Source organism: Psychrobacter sp. P11F6, assembly GCF_001435295.1.
In the GTDB taxonomy this organism is placed as follows: Bacteria; Pseudomonadota; Gammaproteobacteria; order Pseudomonadales; family Moraxellaceae; genus Psychrobacter.
The window spans coordinates 1,784,126-1,806,951 of the sequence record NZ_CM003594.1 but is presented as its reverse complement, the minus strand read 5'-3'; the positions used below and the strand labels follow the sequence as shown (position 1 = coordinate 1,806,951).

Annotated in this window: 16 protein-coding genes; 9 read left to right on the top strand and 7 right to left on the bottom strand. The window is 42.7% G+C overall.

What is annotated here, in order from left to right; genetic code table 11:
- Positions 1-9: 9 nt before the first annotated feature.
- The 6 genes from acnD to AK822_RS07360 all read right to left on the bottom strand — a co-directional run bounded on the left by acnD (position 10) and on the right by AK822_RS07360 (position 8,718).
- Positions 10-2,643: a Fe/S-dependent 2-methylisocitrate dehydratase AcnD gene (acnD, locus tag AK822_RS07385; protein WP_060492220.1), complete on the bottom strand. Its 2,634-nt coding sequence runs from the start codon at positions 2,641-2,643 to the stop codon at positions 10-12.
- Positions 2,644-2,891: 248 nt separating this feature from the next.
- Entirely contained in the window at positions 2,892-4,031 is a 1,140-nt protein-coding gene (gene prpC, locus AK822_RS07380) for a bifunctional 2-methylcitrate synthase/citrate synthase (protein WP_060491137.1), read from the bottom strand.
- 96 nt (positions 4,032-4,127) lie between these two features.
- Positions 4,128-4,781 carry a DUF2059 domain-containing protein gene (locus AK822_RS07375; protein WP_060491136.1) on the bottom strand — a complete coding sequence of 218 codons (654 nt, stop codon included), beginning with the start codon at positions 4,779-4,781 and terminating at the stop codon, positions 4,128-4,130.
- A 93-nt stretch (positions 4,782-4,874) separates the two neighbouring features.
- On the bottom strand, positions 4,875-5,765 hold the full coding sequence (prpB, locus tag AK822_RS07370; protein WP_060491135.1) for a methylisocitrate lyase: 891 nt from the start codon (positions 5,763-5,765) through the stop codon (positions 4,875-4,877).
- A 354-nt stretch (positions 5,766-6,119) separates the two neighbouring features.
- Entirely contained in the window at positions 6,120-7,418 is a 1,299-nt protein-coding gene (locus tag AK822_RS07365) for an NRAMP family divalent metal transporter (protein WP_060491134.1), read from the bottom strand.
- 286 nt (positions 7,419-7,704) lie between these two features.
- Positions 7,705-8,718, bottom strand: a complete 1,014-nt coding sequence (locus AK822_RS07360) for a LysR family transcriptional regulator (RefSeq protein WP_060491133.1) — start codon at positions 8,716-8,718, stop codon at positions 7,705-7,707.
- Positions 8,719-8,957: 239 nt separating this feature from the next.
- On the opposite strand from AK822_RS07360, the gene AK822_RS07355 reads away from it, so the two are divergent.
- Together AK822_RS07355 and AK822_RS07350 are read left to right on the top strand one after the other, a co-directional pair.
- Positions 8,958-9,914, top strand: a complete 957-nt coding sequence (locus AK822_RS07355) for a hypothetical protein (protein WP_060491132.1) — start codon at positions 8,958-8,960, stop codon at positions 9,912-9,914.
- A gap of 340 nt (positions 9,915-10,254) precedes the next feature.
- On the top strand, positions 10,255-10,770 hold the full coding sequence (locus AK822_RS07350) for a hypothetical protein (protein WP_060491131.1): 516 nt from the start codon (positions 10,255-10,257) through the stop codon (positions 10,768-10,770).
- 542 nt (positions 10,771-11,312) lie between these two features.
- Here the strand turns inward: AK822_RS07350 and AK822_RS07345 are convergent.
- Entirely contained in the window at positions 11,313-11,618 is a 306-nt protein-coding gene (locus AK822_RS07345) for a cupin domain-containing protein (RefSeq protein ID WP_060491130.1), read from the bottom strand.
- A 193-nt stretch (positions 11,619-11,811) separates the two neighbouring features.
- Here AK822_RS07345 and AK822_RS07340 point away from each other — a divergent pair, with 193 nt between their 5' ends.
- The 7 genes from AK822_RS07340 (at position 11,812) to AK822_RS07310 (ending at position 22,656) form a co-directional block, all read left to right on the top strand.
- Positions 11,812-12,768 carry a helix-turn-helix domain-containing protein gene (locus tag AK822_RS07340; protein ID WP_060491129.1) on the top strand — a complete coding sequence of 319 codons (957 nt, stop codon included), beginning with the start codon at positions 11,812-11,814 and terminating at the stop codon, positions 12,766-12,768.
- 337 nt (positions 12,769-13,105) lie between these two features.
- Positions 13,106-14,044: an ABC transporter permease gene (locus AK822_RS07335; protein WP_060491128.1), complete on the top strand. Its 939-nt coding sequence runs from the start codon at positions 13,106-13,108 to the stop codon at positions 14,042-14,044.
- Positions 14,041-14,991, top strand: a complete 951-nt coding sequence (locus AK822_RS07330; RefSeq protein ID WP_060491127.1) for an iron chelate uptake ABC transporter family permease subunit — start codon at positions 14,041-14,043, stop codon at positions 14,989-14,991. Before AK822_RS07335 ends, AK822_RS07330 begins: the two co-directional genes overlap by 4 nt.
- On the top strand, positions 14,988-15,764 hold the full coding sequence (locus tag AK822_RS07325; protein WP_060491126.1) for an iron ABC transporter ATP-binding protein: 777 nt from the start codon (positions 14,988-14,990) through the stop codon (positions 15,762-15,764). Before AK822_RS07330 ends, AK822_RS07325 begins: the two co-directional genes overlap by 4 nt.
- A complete protein-coding gene (locus tag AK822_RS07320; RefSeq protein ID WP_060491125.1) occupies positions 15,761-16,747 on the top strand; it encodes a siderophore ABC transporter substrate-binding protein in 987 nt (328 codons plus the stop codon). The genes AK822_RS07325 and AK822_RS07320 overlap by 4 nt, the downstream gene beginning before the upstream one ends.
- Before the next feature lie 174 nt (positions 16,748-16,921).
- Positions 16,922-19,219, top strand: coding sequence for a TonB-dependent receptor (locus AK822_RS07315; RefSeq protein ID WP_060491124.1), 2,298 nt, complete (start codon positions 16,922-16,924; stop codon positions 19,217-19,219).
- A 1,046-nt stretch (positions 19,220-20,265) separates the two neighbouring features.
- Positions 20,266-22,656, top strand: a complete 2,391-nt coding sequence (locus AK822_RS07310) for a TonB-dependent receptor (RefSeq protein ID WP_060491123.1) — start codon at positions 20,266-20,268, stop codon at positions 22,654-22,656.
- Positions 22,657-22,826: the final 170 nt, after the last annotated feature.

Genomic DNA, 22,826 nt, shown 5'->3' with positions numbered 1-22,826 from the left:
TCATGATGATTACGCGATATCTAACGTGCCATCGATAAACTCTTTGGCAAAGCGCTGGAGCATACCGCCCGCATTATACATTTTAACTTCATCAGCGGTATCTAAACGGCAGATAACGGGCGCTTTATCGACAGTACCATCTGTGCGGTTAATGACCAATGTCATCTCACCACCAGCAGACACTTCGCCTTCGATATCGAATATTTCAGTACCATCGATATTTAGGGTATTACGATTGACACCTTCTTTAAACTGCAAAGGTAGTGCGCCCATACCGACCAAGTTTTGACGATGGATACGCTCAAAATCTTCAGCGACAACCACTTCTACGCCAGCTAAACGCACACCTTTGGCAGCCCAGTCACGGCTTGAGCCTTGACCATAGCCATCACCTGCGATGATGATCAGCGGCTGTTCACGGTTCATATAGGTTTCAATGGCTTCCCACATACGCATGACTTGACCTTCAGGCTCTACTCTAGCAAGTGAACCTTGGATAACCTCACCTTTCTCGTCACGTACCATCTCATTCAATAGCTTAGGATTGGCAAAGGTCGCACGCTGCGCCGTTAAGTGGTCACCGCGATGGGTCGCATAAGAGTTATAGTCTTCCGCCGGTAAACCCATAGTATCAAGATACTCGCCAGCCGCCGAATCGCCCAAAATCGCATTAGATGGTGATAAATGGTCAGTGGTGATGTTATCACCGAGTACCGCTAACGGACGCATACCTTTTAGCTTATTCATCGCCGCCATTTTGCCTTCCCAATACGGCGGACGGCGGATATAAGTCGTCTGTTCACGCCAGTTATAGAGCGGACTTAATGCTTTACCCGTGTCTTTTTTGGCTTCGTCAAACATCGGAATATAAACAGCGTTAAATTGCTCAGGTTTTACCGCTTTAGCCACGATAGCATCAACTTCATCATCATCGAACCAAATGTCTTTTAGATAAACGTCATTGCCGTCTTGGTCTTTACCTAACGAGTCTTTTTCGATATCAAAACGGATATTACCGGCAATAGCATAGGCAATCACCAATGGTGGTGACGCTAAAAATGCTTGCTTGGCATACGGATGGATACGACCATCAAAGTTACGGTTACCTGATAACACTGCGGTAGTGAATAAGTCATTATCAATGATTTCTTTCTCGATGTCAGGATCAAGCGCGCCACTCATGCCGTTACAGGTGGTACAAGCAAAACCAACCACGTCAAAGCCGATTTCTTGGAGCTCAGGCATCAAGCCGGCTTCTTCTAGGTACATTTTTACCGTTTTTGAGCCTGGTGCTAATGATGACTTCACCCAAGGCTTGCGTAACAAACCTTTCTTATTAGCATTACGCGCAACCAAGCCCGCTGCAACCATGTTGCGAGGGTTAGAGGTGTTGGTACAGCTGGTAATTGCGGCAATAATCACCGCGCCATCTGGCATCAGACCATCTTTTGGTTCTGGTAATTTATCTTCAGGAGCGTGAGCAATACCTTTGGCAACCAAATCCGTGGTGGATACGCGAGCATGCGGACGTGAAGGACCTGCCATATTACGGACAACAGCGGACAAATCAAACTCAAGCACACGCGCGTATTCCGCATTTTCCATGCCATCAGCCCATAGACCGGTTTGCTTGGCATACTGCTCAACCAATTTGATTTGAGCCTCAGAACGACCGGTTAGACGTAGATAGTCGATGGTTTGCTCATCGATATAGAACATCGCCGCCGTCGCGCCATATTCAGGCGTCATATTGGAGATAGACGCACGGTCACCGACGCTCAGTTGGCGCGCACCTTCACCGAAGAATTCAATATAGGTAGAGACTACGCCAGCATCACGTAAGAACTCGGTCATCGCGAGTACCAAATCGGTACCAGTAATGCCTCTTTGCAATTTGCCCGTTAGCTTAACACCAACGTAATCCGGTAGGCGCATGTATGATGGGTTGCCTAACATCACGCTTTCAGCTTCTAAGCCCCCAACACCGATTGAGATAACACCTAAAGCATCAACCATAGGCGTATGGCTGTCTGTACCGACGAGCGTATCAGCAAAGGCAACTTCTTCACCAGCTTTGTTTTTGACCACTTGTACAATCGGTGACATTTTCTCTAAGTTGATTTGGTGCATGATGCCGTTACCAGGCGGTACGACGTTGACGTTATCAAAGGCATACTGACACCAGTTGATAAAGTGAAAGCGATCATCGTTACGACGCTCTTCAATGGCGCGGTTTTTCTCAAATGCGTTTTCTTCAAAGCCTGCATGTTCAACGGCCAATGAATGGTCAACAATTAATTGCGTTGGCACGATTGGATTGACTTTTGATGGGTCACCGCCTTGCTCAGCGATGGCATCACGTAAGCCCGCCAAATCAACAAACGCCGTCTGACCTAAAATATCATGACAAACGACACGGGCAGGGTACCAAGGAAAATCTAAATCTTGTTTGCCTTCTATATGCTGTTTAAGCGCCGCGGTTAGCTCTTCTGGTGGGCAACGGCGCACCAAGTTTTCACATAGTACTTTTGAGCAAAACGGTAGCTTGTCATACGCGCCAGCTTCAATATTTTCGACAGCCTCACGGGTATCAAAGTAATAGAGGTCGGTATCTGGCAGGGGCTTTTTGAATTGATCATTCATTGGTTGTACTAGAGCGTTGTCCATGAGTCACCTTTGGCAGTTGGCTGGTTTAAATTTAAAAAATAGTCATTCTTTTAGCAAAGTCATTAGTGGAATTAGAAGTTAGAAGAAGGCTTTGCTAAAAAAACATGGCTAAAAAGAAAGTGAGGTTATTAAGAAAAAGTTTAACTGCTAAATTGTGAATATATCTAGCAGTTAAACTGGTTATCTCGCATAAGCACTTATACGAGATAGTAAATATATATAGATTAACGCGCACTCATATCTGGTACTGGACGTAATTCTTCGCCAGTGTACTCTGCGCTTGGGCGAATGATACGGTTGTTAGCGCGTTGCTCAAACACATGTGCTGCCCAACCAGTTAGACGCGAGCAAACAAAGATTGGCGTGAACAGTTTGGTTGGGATACCCATAAAGTGATAGGCTGAAGCATGGAAAAAATCAGCATTACAGAACAGTTTTTTCTCGCGCCACATCACTTCTTCACAGCGTACTGATACTGGGTATAACACCTCATCACCAACGTCAGCAGCGAGCTTTTCAGCCCAGCCTTTAATGACGACGTTGCGTGGGTCTGATTCACTATAGATAGCATGACCAAAGCCCATGATTTTGTCTTTACGCGCCAGCATCGCCATCATCTCTTTTTCGGCTTCGTCAGGTGAGCTAAAGCCTTCAATCATATCCATCGCCGCTTCATTCGCGCCGCCATGCAAGTGACCGCGCAATGAGCCAATCGCACCTGTTATACAAGAATGGATATCAGATAGCGTAGAGGCACAAACGCGCGCGGTAAAGGTTGAGGCATTAAACTCATGCTCAGCGTAGAGGATAAGAGAAACGTTCATGACCTTGGTATGGAGCTCGTTTGGCTTTTCACCTTTAAGCAGATGCAAGAAGTGACCACCAATCGTGTCGTCATCCGTTTCTGTTTCAATACGCACATTGTCGTGGCTAAAGCGATACCAATAGTTAATGATTGATGGGAATGCCGCCAGCATACGATCTGCTTGGTCGTTTTCCTCATCAAAGCTCATTTCAGTTTCTAAGTTACCGAGCATTGAGCAACCGGTACGTAACACGTCCATTGGGTGCGCTGCAGCAGGTATACGTTCAAGCACTTCTTTTAATGGCTGTGGCAAACCACGTAAGCTTTTTAATTTGGTCTGATAAGCATCAAGCTCGCTTTGGGTTGGCAAGTTGCCATATAACAATAAGTAAGCCACTTCTTCAAAAATACATTTGTCAGCAAGTTCTGATACGTCATAACCGCGATAAGTCAGACCAGAGCCTGATTTGCCAACGGTAGATAAAGCCGTCTTGCCTGCGACTTGACCGCGTAGACCTGCACCTGACAATACTTTTGTTGATGGGTTTTGTGCTGCCATGATGAAATTCCTTTTGTGGGTAGCTTTTTGGGTGAAAAACGGTGTTTCTAATAATAAATTTATCAGTTAATGACTGACTATAGCGCCAGTTGAGCGTTAGGCAGGCTGCTTAAGCTGTGGACCATCTAAATCGACATTACAACGCTCAAACTCCGCTTCGATAGGGCCATTCAAGACTTCCATTGCGCTGCCTTCGCCTTCAGCATTATTGATCTTCATATACTTGACACCCAGTGGTGATTCCATGAATGTCTGAATCTTAGTCATTTCTTCTGGAGTAGGGTCAGCCATTGGCTTTGCAATCTCTTCACCATTCATGACACGCAGTTGCTCATTACCAAACGTAATCAGCTTTTTCCCTACCTCTGACGTATAAAAGTCATCCAACTCTTGTAACTCTGCATCGGTAAACTGACTCTTATAGAAGCTATCGACTTCGGCTTTACCCAAGTCTTTGTCGCGTGATTCGAGGCAGCTGATTTGCTCTGCACTGAGTGCACCGCTATTGATAACCGGTGCAAAAAGTAGGCTGTTGACAGTATCTAGCGTAATTTTCGTCATGACCAAGTCGTTTTGAGTGACAGGTGCAGGAGTCTCTTTGGCAGCATCAACTTCAGCAGTGCTTGCACCACTGGTCGTATCGTCGGCGGTTTCTGGTGTTTTATCACAGCCCGTCATAAATAACAGCGCCGCAAGCGTGCTGCTCAGTAGTGACGTTTTAAGAGCAGTATTAGCAGTAAAAAATGGCATAAATAACCTAAAAGTAAATGAAGACGGATTTCGAAAAGATAACACACTCAAAGGTGAGCTATCTTTTCAGTGTTGCCAATAACTAATTCTTAACTACTTATTAGCAAATAGCTTGTCTAGCGTCTGCTCAAACTCATGATAATTTAAGAAATCATACAGCTCCATGCGGGTTTGCATGGTATCTACAACTTTTTCTTGTGTACCGTCAGTCAATAGATGCTGATAAACGTTTAATGCCGCTTTGTTCATCGCTCGGAAGGCAGATAATGGATAGAGCACCATCTCGACACCCACGCTATATAGTTGATCAGTGGTATATAGGTCGGTCTGACCAAACTCTGTCATGTTGGCAAGTACTGGAATATCTAGTACGTCAGTAAATTTACGATACATCTCGATATCGGTTAGCGCTTCCGCAAAAATCATGTCTGCGCCTGCTTCTTGGAAGGCAACAGCGCGCTCTACAGCAGCATCAAGCCCTTCGACCGATAGCGCATCCGTACGTGCCATGACCACAAAATCAGGGTCCGTTTTGGCATCCAATGCCGCTTTTAAGCGATCAACCATTTCTGAAATACTGACGATTTCTTTATTTGGGCGATGACCACAACGTTTTTGCGCCACTTGGTCTTCGATATGTACCGCTGCCACGCCCGCTTTTTCCATTTTTCTAATGGTTTGGGCAATGTTGAATGCACCGCCAAAACCAGTGTCGATATCTACTAATAACGGCGTATCAACTGCGTCAGTGATACGGCGTGCATCTTCTAGCACATTATCAAGGCTAGTCATACCCAAATCAGGAAGACCAAATGAGGCATTGGCCACACCAGCACCAGAGAGATATAACGCTTGGTGACCGACTTGGGTTGCCATCATTGCAGTATAGGCATTGATAGCACCTGCAATCTGTAGTGGCTGGTTATTATCATTTTTTTGAGTGAGGGCACTGCGAAAGCGTGCGCCTGCTGAAGATGAAGTCATGGGAGTGTCCTTGCATAGAGAGATAGTATTATCGTTATTGTGTTCGATTATACGCAATAATCAGTGAGTACAAAGCATTGTTTGAGCACAATAATTTAAATAATTTAAATAAATAGTTTATTAAAATTAATATTATTCACCATATGAATAGCATTATCTATAAAGTAATAGTTTGCTTAAGCTATTATTCATATTGCTGAATTTGCAAAGACACGTATAGCCCATGATTTACATTTATTTACAATAGCGGTTGCGCTTATTTTTATCGATTCATGATTTTAGCTTACCAAAAAGCCCTAATAGCTAAGCTAAAAGGGCTTTTATGATATAAATAGATATTTTTAAAACCGATACCTAGCCAAATAGTCCAGCAAGATTGGCTAAAAATAACAGCGCAAAACCCGTTAAGAAGATGAGTCCCGCGATAGAGAGTGCATTCATGCCAAAAGATAGTTTTTTATGGTTTTTAACCAGTGAGTAATTTAACCAGCCAAAGATAGGCGCTGAGACAAACGCCGATATCATGGCAAACTTAAGCATAGTACCTAGTTGTCCAGTAAAGAAAGTGATAATCATCAACCCACCACCGATAGCATAGGTCGTCCAAAAAGCGATTTGCTTTTTATTGATTTCGCTTTCACCTTTTATTAGACGCCAGCACTCAGCGTTGGCACGGCCATAACCGTCTGCACAGGTAATCGTCGTACCAAACATACACATAAAGGCGACGAAAGCGACCAATAGACGTGACCATTCACCGATGGTTGCGGTATACATGTTGATCAACTGATTGATATAAGCGCCACCGACCAGCTCAATTTCTTGTCCTGAGCCATACTGTACAAACACACCTAACGATAAGAAGAACAATGCCAAAATTGCTGAGACGGCATAACCGACGTTAAAATCTAACAAACCTTGGCGATGGGTGGTGTGATCGGCTTTGACTTTGGCAGATGTCCACATCGAGGTAATGGCGGCAAACTCAAGCGGTGCTGGCATCCAGCCCATGAGTGCCACGATGAAACCTAAAGTTGCTAAATTCCAAGGAGAGGCCGCGACAAAGTCAGCAGCCATGACTGTCGGCTTGCCAGCAGCAATGATGACAGCAGCGACCGTTGCTGTGGTCAGCGCAATCATAATCCATTTGGTCACACCATCAAGCAGCTTATAGTGACCTGCAATTAAAAAGAACCAAGAAACCGCCACGATAATCAATGACAGCGCCATCGTCGACAGACCAAGGGAGGCTGGTAGCATAAAACCTAAGATAACCGCTGCTATTAATGAGACCGCGCCCGTACTAATGACAGCCGATAGGATAGAGAGTATAAAATATACCCACAGATATACCTTTGAGCGTTTGGCATAGCCTGCAATCAAACTCTCGCCAGTGTCATAGACGTAGTCGGTTGCAAAGCGAAAAAATGGATACTTAAAAACGTTGGCTAAAATAATCATAATGGCCAGTTGCCAGCCATATATAGCGCCAGCCTGCGTCGATGAAATCAAATGTGAGCCACCGATAGCAGCGGTTGCCATCAAAATACCGGGACCAAAGATGCGCCAGCTAAAGCCTTCTTGCGGCGAGGTTGCGGTATCGTCAGTGGCATTTGGGTTGGTGCGTGGATTATCGAGTGGTTGTGTGGTCATGAATACCTCTAAATGGTTAAAACGGCAAATTATCACTTACCTGTGTCAGCTTGCCAATGATCATGAGAGAAGGGCTTTATAAACTGCTTAAATATAAAACGATTCATCTTGTATCGACTTTAGCACACCGAAGCCAGTCAGGAGAATGATTATTCTAGTTGTTATTACTATTTGTTTGCATTGCCATTCTTTTTAGTTAGCATAATCAGTTGCTAATATCAAGTATTAAGGCTGATTATTTTTTAGCGGTTCTTTATAACACAATATCCATTCAATATCTGATAATTTAAGGCTGTGACACAAATTTTTGCTGCCGATAAGTGATGCCGCGCTGCTCATATACCTGATAGGTGGCGCGCAGCAAATCAGAAATGCTGGGATGAACGAAATCTTTGAGTGTATGTAAATAAATAGGGGAGGTGACGTTTTCGTGTACTAAACGTTGATAACTGATTTGGTCGGTACGCACGGTCTTTAGGCTAGCAGGCACAAGGGTAATGCCTTCGCCAGCCGCCACCAAGCCTAGCGCTACTTGCAAGTCACTCACCGTCGTAGTCATAAAAGGCGAAATACCGTATTGTGCGAATAAGTGTAGCAACGGCTCCGTAATAGGCGCGCTAAGTGTGGATTGCTCAGCGCTTGTGCGTCTGGATTTTTTATTAATATCCAGCTTTGCACTGGTTGATCTTACGCTAGTCGCTATCGGTAAATGGGTTTGATGGTAGAGAATCAGTCGATTGTTCGCTAAGTCTATCAACCGTTGCTCCTTTACATGCGCCAGAGGATGGGCTTTTGGTAAGGCGACGACATAACGCTCATGACGCAGTAGTATTTGTTGAATCCATGGATCTTGATGCGGGAAACGCCCAAATCCGATGTCTATCTCACCAGATTTAAGCGCCTCTATTTGTTGATATGAGCTGATGTCTTTGAGATTGACGTCGATATCGGGGCTAGATTGCTTCAGCATGGCAATGATCTCAGGAAGCAATCCATAAAGCACAGATGGGACAAAGCCAATATTCAGCATGCTGCTGGGCGTAGATAGCCGCTGCGTCATGCTGGTGACGGTATCAATCTCTGTCAATATGGCGCTGATTTTGTCATAAAAGAATGTACCCGCTTCGGTCAGATGTAGCGGTCTATGGTAGCGATCGACCAATTCCACACCCATATCTGTTTCAAGCTGTTTAAGCAGACGACTCAAGCTTGGTTGTGACAATCCAGTTTTAGTCGCTGCGGCACTAAAGCTCCGTGAATCTGCGATAGCAATAAAAGCGTTGAGCTGTTTTAAATCCATATCTTTATGCTCACTTGTTTATGATGTCACCGTTGCTTGTGGCTTATTTTTTCTTGGCTATTTTGATTATTTTATCCGAATAAGAGCAATAAGCGACAAATTATGCTTGAAGCGAACGAGGCGAGCTACTATATTGTTTGTTAACGTTAGTGTTACACTTTAGCAAACAATAAAAACTTTATTCTTAATTCTAGCTGTTATCTACTTTTTCGCGGTAAAAACTGGTTTGGTATTACTTCATGAGCGACAAAAAAAATAGCCCTAATGCGCAGTTAGAGGCAAATTTAGCCAAAATTGCTAATACTAAGCCACGTAAGCGTATGCGTAAAGATAATATCTACGAGCGTTTCATCACGCGTGTCGAAAATGTCGATAGTAATGAGGATAACGCTACTTTCAAAGAAAATGCATTAAAACCACTAAAAAATACCAATCATCTTTCATCGTATGAGCCATTAAGCGCCACAGAGCTAGAATTATTTGCTAATTTAGAGCAAGAAAGCGTGAGCGCAGGTATTAATGTAGATTTTTCTGATGACGATAAAGACGAGGGTTTTTCGACAAATCATGCACCGACAGCTAATACTGACAACTCTTCAGATTCTGATGCAAGTAACGATAAATCTTCTTTATATATCACTGACAGCGCGAATGCTGATGATTTAAAACGTCAAGATTCAGAAAGATTAGCAGCGGAAAAAGTTAGAAACGAACAACTATCTAATAATAACGACGCTGTAAATGACAGTGCCATTGCTAAACAATTAGCAAAATCAAAGGAAAAGCAAGTAAGTAGCAAAAAACCGCTTATTATTGGCATGATATTTGGCTCATTATTGATTGCTATTATTGTAGCGACACTAATTTTCACCGGCGTTCTATCGACCTCAACGAAAACGATTGCACCTGATAGTGCAGAGACGAAAACAACAACGACAGATGCAGCACCAGCTGTTAGCACTGGCAAAGCAGTAGTAACCGATGACAACCAACCTTCTGCTGATACAGGCGCGATAGACAAATCGACAGTGATATCGCAACCAGATGAATCCCCCACTGAGAATCCAGACACCAATCCTAATGGGGTAGAGACTACTGAAGCCCCATCGACCATGCCAGCAGCTGAGGCAGCCATCACTTATGATGACTTTAGAGAAGAATCCCAAAGTACCTTGTATCGTGAGACCAATGATTAGGGTCTGTTGCACATTCATAATTTCAACTAGTCATTCAATCTAAGGCATATTCTCAATTCAAATGGACTGAATTTTGCCAAGCAGCGTTAAATATCTGCTTAATACCTCGAGATAACCTGTGCTATCTTTCTTATTAGACTGCAATTCATCTCATTTTTATCACCATTTTTCAAATTGCTCATCAGCAACTAGCCATACAATAATAGTGCTTTCAAGCCGCTTATCAGTCAATTCTATCGCTCATACCAAAAATCATTGCAACATACCCGAGAGCCCGTATCCTAAGATCAAGGATACGGTGATAGGCCGTTCATAACATGGATTGACTCGGTATTGAATTATGACTATCTCAGACAATAAAAGTGATATCAATAAAAGTGTTGGCTTATCCAGTAATTCTAATAACGAGCCACTATTAGCAACCGACACAGCAAAGCTAGCAAAAGGCAGTTTGCTGAGTCATGTAAAATGGTTTGCCATAGTGGGTGTCTTGTTATTAACGACTATATTTGTGTCTGCTCGTTTTTTTTCAACAATTCCTCAAACATCCATGGTAAGTGTTCATCTACCTGTTACGGTAGCTACTCATCAAATCAACGAGACGGTAGCAGATAGCTCACCGCTAGTAGAAGTTAAAAACAATCATATTAAGGCTAATGTTGAAGCTAAGTATGCTCAAGCCGAGACTGCTATTAGTTATGGTGATTTTAGACAGGAAGCACAGAATATCTTATATCGTGAGCCAGAAGCGTCTGTCTCACATATAAACCTAAGTACAGCTAGCATTGAGCCTGCCATTAGTCATGAAGATTTTAGAATAGAAGCAAAAAACATCTTATACCGTGAGGAAAAATAATCAAGTTTATATGCTAATACAATAGAATTGAAACGCAGATGACGACTTATTTAAAACCAGCTATTTGACATATGCATATCTCCAGATAGCTTTATAAGCAGGCAGAGAAGCTCCTACTCATTGGAGGGATTTGGTTAACTTAGCCTCGTTATATCCTGATACTGAAATAATATAAACGCGAGTAATGAGAATGCTAATATTCACACCTTCATTAGGAGAAAAATCTGCAAGAGTGATTGGCTAACCACTCTTTAAAAAGCAAAGTGCGTATTCAATAAATGGTTGATAAGTTTGTTATGCATGTTGCATTTTCGATATTTAATTTACAAAGGCGGCGGTATTTTTAACGGCTTTACAAATTATTAATACTGAGTGCTCAGATGCATTTCAATCAAATAGCTGTAATAGAAACATTGTTATAGATTTAATTCTATAGTCAATCCTATATAAATCAGATACTGTGTCAGGCTCGCTTAGTCTACTATTTGTAGTACTTTCGCTCGCCTTCCTTGTATCTGAATTATATTGTACCGGCTATATATTCATAAAGGTTCAAAAAACATTACACTCGTTTCAGTAGGCGCATAAGGTTTATGGTTACTGTTCTTAGGAATAACGACAACTTCACCAGCGTTCACCTCTACGGTTTTGTCTTCTAATATAATAAATAACTGTCCTGACAATACGTGAAATAACTTATCTTCATATTCGTGATTATGCCATTCATACTCACCTTTCAATTTAGCCAGTTTTACGGTTAATTGATTAAACTGAGCAATATCAGTAGGCTTCCAAAACTGTTCAATATCATCAAGCTCTTTTTTTATATTCGCTATAAGCAGACTCATGCTTACTCCTTTTTGGTATGTGAATACCATTGAATTATATTTAATTGATAATCATTAACATTAATATGATTGTTTATTACTAATAATGCTATTATTGCTTCAAGACTGGAGAACTGGCTATTTATACGAGTAAAGCTATTTTTAGCTGGATATAACATAAACACACATACCAAAACATCTTGATTGTATTTATATGGCAAACTTACATGCATTTTACGACCACTATCAGACCGAATACTGGTCTTTCGATCATCCTGATTCTGACTATTTGATTAAACGTCCAACTTATGATGGCAGCTCTGGTTATGGTGACTTACTGAGCTTGCATAATGGTATCGTGCTCGGTCGAAACAGCATTGCTAGCAGCCAATCTTTGGTGGAACCCGCCGCACCATTTTCTTGTGATGTAGGGATGCACTTAATTGTAGATGCGAACTATACCTTACATGCTAGTAATTTACGGACTGATACAAGTATTCATTCGCAGCAAATTTGGCGACGATCAGGAGATTTTGGTGATATCAACTCTATAGTTGATACTGAATATTTGCAGAATTCCCCTATAAATAGCCATATCGTAACAATCGATTTTAATCAAACATTGTTGTCGCGCTGGGCAGAAAGCTTCGCTGTTCCAACATGGCTATTACCTTCTAATAATCAAGATCCTGAAATGGTTCAAGTCAGCTTATCCAACCAGCCGCGTCTACTTGCTCGTGCAGCTTATATCCTCTCTTTACCTTGCTGTACTTTGAGTGATCGATTAGCTTTGGAGAGTCAAGCATTGCTGCTTTGCCAAGATATTTTAGGCATTCAAGATATATCAGGCCGATTAGCAAACCAAAAAAGCCAAATTGATCAGGCCGTTGATATTATTCGCCAAGAGTACAGTAATAAATTAACAATTTCCTTGTTGGCTCAACGAGTGGGTATAAACGAATGCTATCTCAAGCAAAAGTTCAAACAACAAACGGGTAAAACAATCGGCAGCTTTATCCGTGAACTGCGTATGCAGGAAGCAATGCGTTTGTTGCTAGATGAATATAAAAGCGTCCAAGAGACTGCATGGTATGTTGGCTATCGTGATCCTAGCAATTTCAGTAAAGCTTTTGCCAAATTTTATGGCGTTACACCCACACAACTTATCTAGCCAACTAATAGATGTCAAGCTGCCACAATCTTCTGAAATCAGCTAAATAAGCATTGCTGATATACGACTTATTTATGCCAAACCTATGTTGCGCCTGAGTTAATTCAATCTTTAAACCTTGGTAAATGCTGAGGTATCGTTCCGAATAAGTTCCCTTATTCACGGTATAACTTCCCAATTTCACCTTATATTCAACTTACCTATTCAAACAAGCATAGTATGATTGATTCTCATTTATGCTTTAATGAAAAATCCTAGCAATGAGTTTTATAGACTGTTGGTGGTATGTTTCAGCGTAGTAAAAAGTCATTCGTAATAAGTAAGAAGAACTTCAATAATGCGCTCACTATCTTTGTTACTCATTTTACTCTGTGCCGTTTCTCTTATGCTGGGCTCAAAACAGACCTCACTTATAGCTCTCTTTAATTTCTCCAACGATGCATGGTTGACCTTAACGGCGAGCCGTATACCACGGCTGATTGCGCTGGTACTGACAGGAGTGGGTTTGTCTGTTAGCGGCGTGATTTTACAGCACATCGTCCGTAACAAGTTTGTTGAGCCCGCAACTTCAGGGGGTTTGGATGCTGCCAAACTTGGCATTTTGGTCTCGCTCACCATGCTTCCTAATGCCAGTACGAGTAGTAAAATGATCTTTGCGCTGGTTTTTTGCTTTGCCGCAAGCTTACTTTTTATTCTCATTATCAGTCGTATTAAGTTTAAGAGCGCTGTGCTTATTCCTGTTCTTGGGTTGATGTATGGCAGTGTGCTGAGCTCAATTGCGGAGTTTTATGCGTATCGCCATAATATTTTACAAAGTATGCAAGGGTGGTTATTGGGAGATTTTTCAAGGGTTATACAAGGTCATTACGAGCTGATTTATATTATTTTGCCCATCATTGTATTAGCCTATATTTATGCCCATCGCTTTACGGTACTGGGTATGGGCGAGGACATGGCCGCCAGTCTAGGACTCGGCTATGCGGCGACAGCTGCCTTAGGGCTTATGCTAGTCTCAGTAACGGTGGCCGCTTCAGTCATCACCATCGGCGCCATACCTTTTGTGGGGCTGGTTATTCCAAATCTAGTCGCTCTAAAGTACGGGGAAAACCTGTCGCGGACACTGCCAGTAGTCGCCTTAGGCGGTGCTTGTTTACTGCTGATTTGTGATATTTTTGGGCGGCTCGTCATTTATCCTTTTGAGGTTCCCATTGGCCTTACCGCAGGCGGGGTAGGCGGTGTAATATTCCTTGTGTTAATCATGAAGGGGGTGAGATGAGTGCTACGGCAAAGGTTTGGGCGACCGTGATACTGATTATATTGCTGGCGCTTATCTTCTTATTGATAGACTCTGATTTAGATTTTGATTACTTAATTCCTAAGCGTTTGATGCGTCTAGCGACTATTGTTCTCGGTAGTATATGCTTAGCTTTTTCATCTATAATCTTTCAAACTATTGTTGGTAATCGTATTTTGGCGCCTTCTATAATGGGTTATGAGGCTGTTTATTTACTGTGGCAAGTACTGTTGCTCTTTGTGATGGGTACAAATGGACTGATGCTGCTAGGTGTCAGTGGTAATTTTATCGTATCAATCGTATTGATGCTGGCATATTCTTGGGCACTTCATCACTGGCTTTTCCCTCGATGTAAAAATGATGTCTATACCTTGTTGTTATTTGGCTTGGTGTTGACGATGGTCATCGGTACGGTTACGCAGTTTATTCAGCTGCGTATTAGCCCTGGCGAGTTTTCGGTTTTTCAGGGGGTAAGCTACACCTCGTTTAATCGATCTCAGCCAGAGACTCTGTTTTATGGAGCGCTTGCGGTAGCCACCGTACTATGGGTTAGTCGTAAAACATTGCCTGTTTTAGATGTGATGGCGCTTGGCCGTGAGCAGTCGCTGTCTCTTGGGGTAAACCATCCTAGATACGTTAAGTTATATCTGGCTTTAATTGCCATTTTGGTGGCTGTGTCAACGAGCTTGATCGGTCCTACGGTATTTATGGGTGTGTTCATTGCCAACATCGCTTATGCGCTTGCAGGGAGTAACCAACACAAAGTCACCTTACCCATCGCTTGTGCCATTACTATCGCCATATTTTTAGTCGCTCAAATCTTTGTTGAGCATGTCTTTAATTATAAAACCAGTGTCAGTATTCTCGTCAACCTTGTGGGTGGCATCTATTTTCTTGCGCTGACTGTCCGTACTAGAGGGTTCACATGATTACCATCAACCATGTCCATAAAAACTATGGCAAAAAATCTGTGCTATCAGATATCAGCCTAGAATTTCAGGCTGGCAGTGTTACCTCTTTAATTGGTCCTAATGGTGCTGGAAAATCCACCTTGTTGATGATGATGGCAAGGCTATTGGAGCCAAGTAGCGGTGAGATATCATTCAATGATCGCAACATCCGTGAGATTGGTACTTCTGAATACGCGCATCATGTTGCGACACTGCGGCAGTCTCCAGGGTTTAATCTACGATTAACCGTGGAGGAGCTGATCTCCTTTGGACGCTTTCCGTATAGCCGTGGTGCGCTAACCACAGAAGATCGACGCATCATTGATGAGGCCATTGATTTTTTGGCATTAGAGCCTCTACGTCATTCTTATCTGGATGAATTAAGTGGTGGACAGCGGCAAATGGCTTTTTTGGCGATGACCATCGCGCAACAGACAGATGTGTTGTTATTGGATGAGCCACTAAACAATCTTGACATGAAGCATGCAGTGCAAATCATGCAAGCCTTACGCCGTCTATGTGATGAGCGGGGGCGCACGGTGATTTTGGTGATTCATGATATCAATTTTGCAGCCAACTATTCTGACCATATTGTGGCGTTGAAGAATGGCACGCTTAGCTTTAGCGGACTGTCCGAGCAGGTCGTGACAGAAACCAATTTAAGTGAGTTATACGATCTTGATTTTGAGATCATTCGTAGTGAACGTGGTTGCCTGTGCAACTACTTCAATTTATCAGGGGATGCAGTATGAATTTGAGTAAGAGAGATTGGGTTTGGGTACTGGTCATGTCGGCCGCCGTATCATTACAAGGATGCGAAAAAACATCTACTGAGCTGACAAATGAGCCAGCACACGCGTCACAAAAACTTGAGACGCCCATCACGATCAAGCATGAGCTTGGTACTACTGTCATCAATACTCGACCGCAACGCGTCGCGGTACTGGATATGAATGAAGCTGATTTTTTGGATCAGCTCGATGTTCCGATTGCAGGAATGGTCAAAGACTATATTCCGCACTTTCTTTCGCAGTACAAAGCGGATGCCGCAGTAGAGGACTTGGGCGCTATTGTTCAGCCAAATATGGAACGTATCCATGCGCTACATCCTGATCTGATTTTAATGACCCCGCTTCACGCCGCTAACTATCAAGAGCTGTCAGGGATTGCACCGACTCTACATTTCGATGTGAATTTTAATAACAGTCAGCAGCATATAGCCAGTGTTAAAAGCCACTTATTAACTTTAGGTCGTATTTTTGATAAGGAGGCATTGGCAGAGCAAAAAGCCACGCAGTTAGATGCAAGAGTCAAAGAGGTTCAGGACTTCACAAAAAACCGCCCAGAGAAAGCACTGGTTGTCTTACATAATAATGGGGCTTTTAGCAATTTTGGGCTGCAATCACGCTATGGTTTTATCTTCAATGACTTGGGTGTCAAGCCTGCGAGTACGATTGTAGAGACCAGCCTACATGGACAGCCGATTTCTAGCGAGTTTATACAGCAGGCAGATCCAGATATTCTTTATATTGTAGACCGTACCGCTGTCATGGAGCATCGCGCTATTATCAATCCTGATGATGTGAGCAACCCTTTACTTCGTCAAACAACAGCATGGAAAAATGGTCGTGTTGTTTTTGTTGATGCAGATGCGTGGTATATAGCAGCCGCTAGCCCAACCTCATTAAACATCATAATGGACGATGTCCTCAAAGGCTATCAGCCAACGTCCTAGAGACACTCTAGGAACCTTCTAAGACGAACGATGTTTTTTAACGTAGGACTAGGACACGCCCTAGTGAATGATTAAGTGAGAAAGAGAGGGTTCTTCTTATCCTAAATTGTTAATGATTATCATTTGTATTTTTATTCGCATTATTATTTTCCATCAAAACAAGAGGACGTTTCCATGCACCAACTTCAACACCTAGATCATAAAAATAGGGTCAAACAGCGGGCGACACTGACCAAACCTTCTTTCGCGCTCAATCATATCGTATCAGCAAGACTTGCCATGTCTTTGAGCCTAGTCGCTGGGACGATATTCATCAGTATGCCATCAGCGTATGCACAGACAAATAGTAATGTGATACATAGTGAGCAAACCACTGAGTCTGGCAATGGAGCGCAAAACCCACCGTTAGAGGAGGATAACAACGTTCCTACAGTGACCTTGCCTGCGATAACAGTAGTGGCAGAACGCAATGACAATCCTATCTACTCAGGTGGGCAGGTGACCTATACCAATCACGCTGGATTCTTGGGAAATAAGGATTTTTTAGAGACGCCGTTTAGTGCCATCAGCTATACCGATAAATTTATTGAAGATCAGCAAGCCACCGATATTACGGCTGTCATCGCTGCTACTGATCCTGCCGTCTTTAGCAGTGGGGTTGGTGGCCAGAATCTTGAAAGTTATTCTATCCGTGGATTCTCTTCAGACATTGGTGATGTTACGGTAGACGGGCTATTCGGTATGGCACCTTATTATCGTAGCTCACCTGAGATGTTTGAGCGTATCGAAGTACTCAAAGGGCCCTCAGCTTTATTGAATGGTATGCCGCCCAAAGGCTCAGTAGGCGGTGCAGTCAACCTAGTGCCTAAACGAGCAGGCGATGAGCCGTTGACGCGAGTGACGGCAAGATATTTATCAGACTCACAACTTGGTGGGCATGTGGATGTAGGACGTCGTTTTGGTGAAGACAAGCAGTTTGGTGTTCGGATTAATGGTGCTTATAGAGAGGGTGATAGTGCAGTAAATGATCAAAAAAAACAAGCGCAACTGGCTTCTGTTGCACTGGACTGGAAAGGAGAGCGTGCTCGATTATCGACAGATCTTTATCATAGTAAAGATCGTGTCGATGGACCGACTCGCGGTCTCACCCTAGCACCAGGATTGTCGATTCCTAAGCCGCCCAAACCAGAGACGCTACTGAACCCAAGCTGGGCATTTAATGATAGTGAAGATAAGGGGCTAATGATACGTGGTGAATATGATGTGACTGACGATTTAATGATTTATGGTGCGGGCGGAAATAGTAAAACAAAATTTAAGTCGCAGAGTGCCTCTGTCGCGCAGATTATCAATGCCGCAGGAGATTATCGGACTAACCTTGGAGAAGTTGATGATGAAGTCGAAAGACAGTCTGCTGAGATAGGGTTAAAAAGTAAATTCCAAACAGGACGAGTTAATCATCAATTGGCATTTAACATCGTTGACTATCAGGAAGATTATGATTTAAGTGCTAGAAGGGGTTTATTAGCTGAAGACTGGGTCACGAACATATATAAACCAGTATGGGAGTCGCGTAATATTCCCTTCAATTCTCCTGCGCTACTGAACACAAAAACGAATTTGACCAGCTATGGTCTTGCAGACACACTGTCTTTTGCTGAGGATAAATATCAGCTGACTTTAGGACTGCGACATCAACAGGTAGAAAGTAAACAAGCAGGTATGCTGGCATCAGCAAAGGATTACAACGAAAGTGCGACTACGCCATCAATAGCGCTACTAAGTAAAGTAAACGATCAAGTTTCTTTGTATGCTAACTATATAGAAGGTTTGAGCCAAGGTTCTACTGCACCGATAGATGCAGAAAATGCTGGTGAAATGTTTGCCCCTTATAAGACGCAACAAAAAGAAGTTGGCGTAAAGCTTGATCTTGGTGAGTTCTCACATACCCTAAGTGTTTATGAAATAGAGAAACCTAATAGCTATTTAGACCCTGTTAGTAATATCTTTTCTTATGCTGGCGAACAGCGTAACCGAGGTGTTGAATGGGGGTTTTTTGGCTCACCCATTGAAGATATACGCCTAATGGGTGGGGTTTCATATATTGATGCGAAGCTAACCAAGACGCTTGGTGGCGTTAATGAGGGTAATAGAGCTACAGGTGTCCCACAATGGCAGTCTAAGCTTGGTGTTGAATGGGATCTACCTTTTATTCAAGACTTGACATTGACAGCTAATGCAAACTCGATATCTAAGCAATATCTTGACGCAGGCAACTCACTGTCATTACCAGGTCGCACTGTATATGATTTAGGTGCACGTTATGCCACCTCTATTGATAAAAAGCCGCTGACATTAAGAACGAGTGTTGCTAACGTAACTAATAAAGCTTATTGGGCAAAGCCGCATTATACCAGTCTTGGCTTGGGTGAGCCGCGTACATTTATGCTGTCAGCCACAATGGATTTTTGATTTGAGTTAAGGCGTGTTTATAATATCATTATAGATTAGTGAATTATAGTGCTAAAGATTTGCCGCACCCAAATAGGAAATTTATTAGCATATAATTCACTCTTCTGTGAGTTCAAGGCTCAAAAAGTAGATGAGACGTAGACTTAGCGATATCAATAATTACTCGTTATTCTACTGGCAAGTTGTTACCTAAAGCATAAATAGAATGGTGCTCATTGAAAGCTTGTTATAGGCTTACTGAATTATATTTAAACACATCATATTAACGCACCCGATTAATTCTTAAGATGAAAAGTAGATTTAGCGGTGCCTATTGGAGTGCTTTTTATGGCACTTAAAATGAAGGAGTGAGCCACAGCTCCATGATCATGCCTAGCAGAACGAAAGTGACACCTACTGAACACCCAGTATTTATCTCTCTTGCCGGCAAATTCATAAGACCGTATTGGTCTAATATTAATGAAATGAGCAGTAGCGTACTACCACGGCGAGCCACTTCTGGTAATTGTTGTTCTAAATCCATAGTACATCGACGTCGCCAGCAGCTTCCACCGCTCGTCCCAAGATCACAATCACCTTAGCTTGAGCATCCAGCTCATGACTACTACGCCAATCGTTGTCGAAATTAAGCAAACTAACAAAGCCACTGAAATAAAAATAGCAATGAGTTTGCCTTTTGAGAGGACGGCAATATAGTCAGTTCAATCTCATTTGGCGTTCTGGTACGTTTGGCATCTTCTATCGTACCAAGGCCATCATATGCTCTAAGAAGCCTTGTTCAGGCGCTTGGGTGATATGAATAATATATCAGTGTTGAGCCATATAGAGAGCTATTAATTGAATTATGGATACCGCTTAGATATCGAATCTTGAGTGACGCTGGAGCAGTATTTTTTGGGAGCAATAAGGGTTTTCGATATTGTAAATAATTATAGAAACAACAATGATTATCATTTACAATATTGTTCACAAAGTTAGTACACACAGCATTATTAGCTAAATATAACTTTTACCACTCTTTGATCCTCCAATTAAGTGAAGTGAATATGAAACGCCACCATCAAGTTGCTCTATCCTTTCTTACCTTTTGTATCAGCCAGCAACTATATGCACAAAACAATGTCAGTGCTATGGACATCGCTTCAAATACGATGCTTTCAGAAGACTTAGCTGTCAACGCCGCCTCAAGTGAGTTACCAAACGTGACTTTAGATACCATTACGGTCACTGCTAAAGCAAGGACAGGAACGGCTTTGGCACAAAAAATTAGTGAGATGCCCGCCGTCACACAGGTAATTACCGAAAATGAGCTACAAATGCAGGCGACAGGCAATCGTACTACTGGAGATATATTGGCTCAGCTGATTCCAAGTTTGGGGGCAAGTAGTGGCTCAACCAGTAACTATGGCACGACCATGCATGGCCGTCCCGTGCAGTTTTTGCTGAATGGTGTGCCATTGAGTGGCTCACGCAGCCTTTCACGCGAGCTAAACAGTATCGACCCTGCGCAGCTTGAGCGGGTAGAGGTGCTCTCTGGTGCGACCAGTATTTATGGGGCTGGCGCGGCTGGTGGTCTGATTAATCTCGTCACAAAATCTATGGTGGGTTATGGCTCTATCAGGCAAACCAGAGTCGGCGTCAGTAGCAGTCGTAATTTTGACTCAGATTCATTGGGTTATCATGTGGGGCAGACATTGGGTTATGGCGGTGAGCGAGTCTATGGTCGCCTAGATGTGGATTATGATCGTAAGGGCGGCAAATTCGATAGCCACGATAATCGCATCAGTCCAGACGTCAATCAAACTGACCAACAAGATACCGAGTCGCTAAGTGTTAACGGTAGTTTGGGTATAGAGCTCACTGACAGCCAACGTCTTGATTTGGCAGTGACTTACTATAATAATGAGCAGGATACTGACTATGGTCCAGACTATGGTAAAAATTTACAAGTATTATTAAAACCGAAAAAATTACCACCATCTTTAAAAGCGATTGACGGTGCTGACGTAGAAAACGAGCCTTATACCACCAAAACATCAGTGAACCTAAATTATAATAATGATGATATTGCAGGCTCAAATTTGAGCGTGACTGGCTACTATCGAGACGAAAAAGGCCGTTTTTATCCTTCTGGGAAAAGTGCAGCAGACCAAGCAGCTGAAGTTTGGGCTACCAATGGCCTTACTGATAAAGACACGCTAGGTAAGCTTTTGGGCGCGGCAACATTCGTCACTCAATCAGAAGCAGATATTGAAGTGATGGGTCTACGCGCAGCCATGCAAACGGATAGCGAAATCGCAGGTAAAAAGACGCTATTTAGCTATGGTGCTGACTTTGAACGCGAAAAAAGTGAGCAAACCTATGAAGGTCAAGACTTAAACATGTTTATTGCTAGTAATGGTTTGAGCGCTCAAACTAATGGTCTTACTTATAATGGCGGACCAGATACCACCATCGATAAATGGGGCGCTTTTGTCAATGCGGATATAGATATCACTGATAAATGGCATACCAGTGCTGGCGTGCGCTATCAAAAATTGAAAGCAGAAACGGCTACTTTCACGCCCATTTATGAGCAATTGCTCGAAGAGTATTTTAATGACCCTCTCATCAACGGTGTCAGTAATGCTTATGGCATTGACTATCAGGCCGGTCAAGTGGAAAAGGGCCATACAGACCACGATAAAACCCTATTTAATATCGGTACCAGCTATCAATTAACCCCAAATGACCAAGTATTTGCCAATTTTTCACAAGGCTTTACCACTGCTGACATTCAGCGTGCGCTACGTGATGTACGGGCAGGCTTTGTCGTCAACTCAGACAATGTACAACCTATCGCAATCGACAATTACGAGTTGGGCTGGCATGGCAAGCATGGCAGTACTGTTGCAGGCTTGAGCGGTTTTTATAATAAGTCAGATAAAACGGTACGCTTTACCAATGACTATACGGTAGAAGTGGTCGATACTGATGAGCGCGTCTACGGAATAGAAGGTTCGCTCAGCCATGATATTGATGATCAATGGCAATTGGGTGGCAGTGTTGCCTATACTCGTGGCCAGTATGATAAAGATGGTGATTGGTTGGAGCTTGATGCCGTACGCTTGACACCTCTTAAAGGCACTGCATTTGCGCAATACAACTTCGATGAAGGCAGTAATATACGTCTACAAGCATTGGCAATTGGCGGTGATGATAAAGCCTTTAAGGATCAACAAAAAGACCCTGATTCTAGCGCATTGCCAGTCACAGGTTATATGACACTTGATGTATTAGGACAAGTCAAAATGCCGGTAGGTCGAGTAGACTATGGAATTTATAACTTACTTAATAAAGATTATCTAACGGTCTATCATCAAACTACCTATGGCGATTTGAATCGTTTGCCTGCCTCGGGTACAACTTACGGGTTGAGCTACACTGTGGATTATTAAAAATAATATCAGAAAACCTTTTACGCTAATTATTGAATAGCGTGAAAGGTTTTTACATTTTTTTTCAAAACCTAAAATACGATTAAAAATATAATTTATCTATATCTTGATTCATAATAACTATCAGTTATGTTAGTTAACATTCTCCTAGCCGTTATTCGGTATCAACT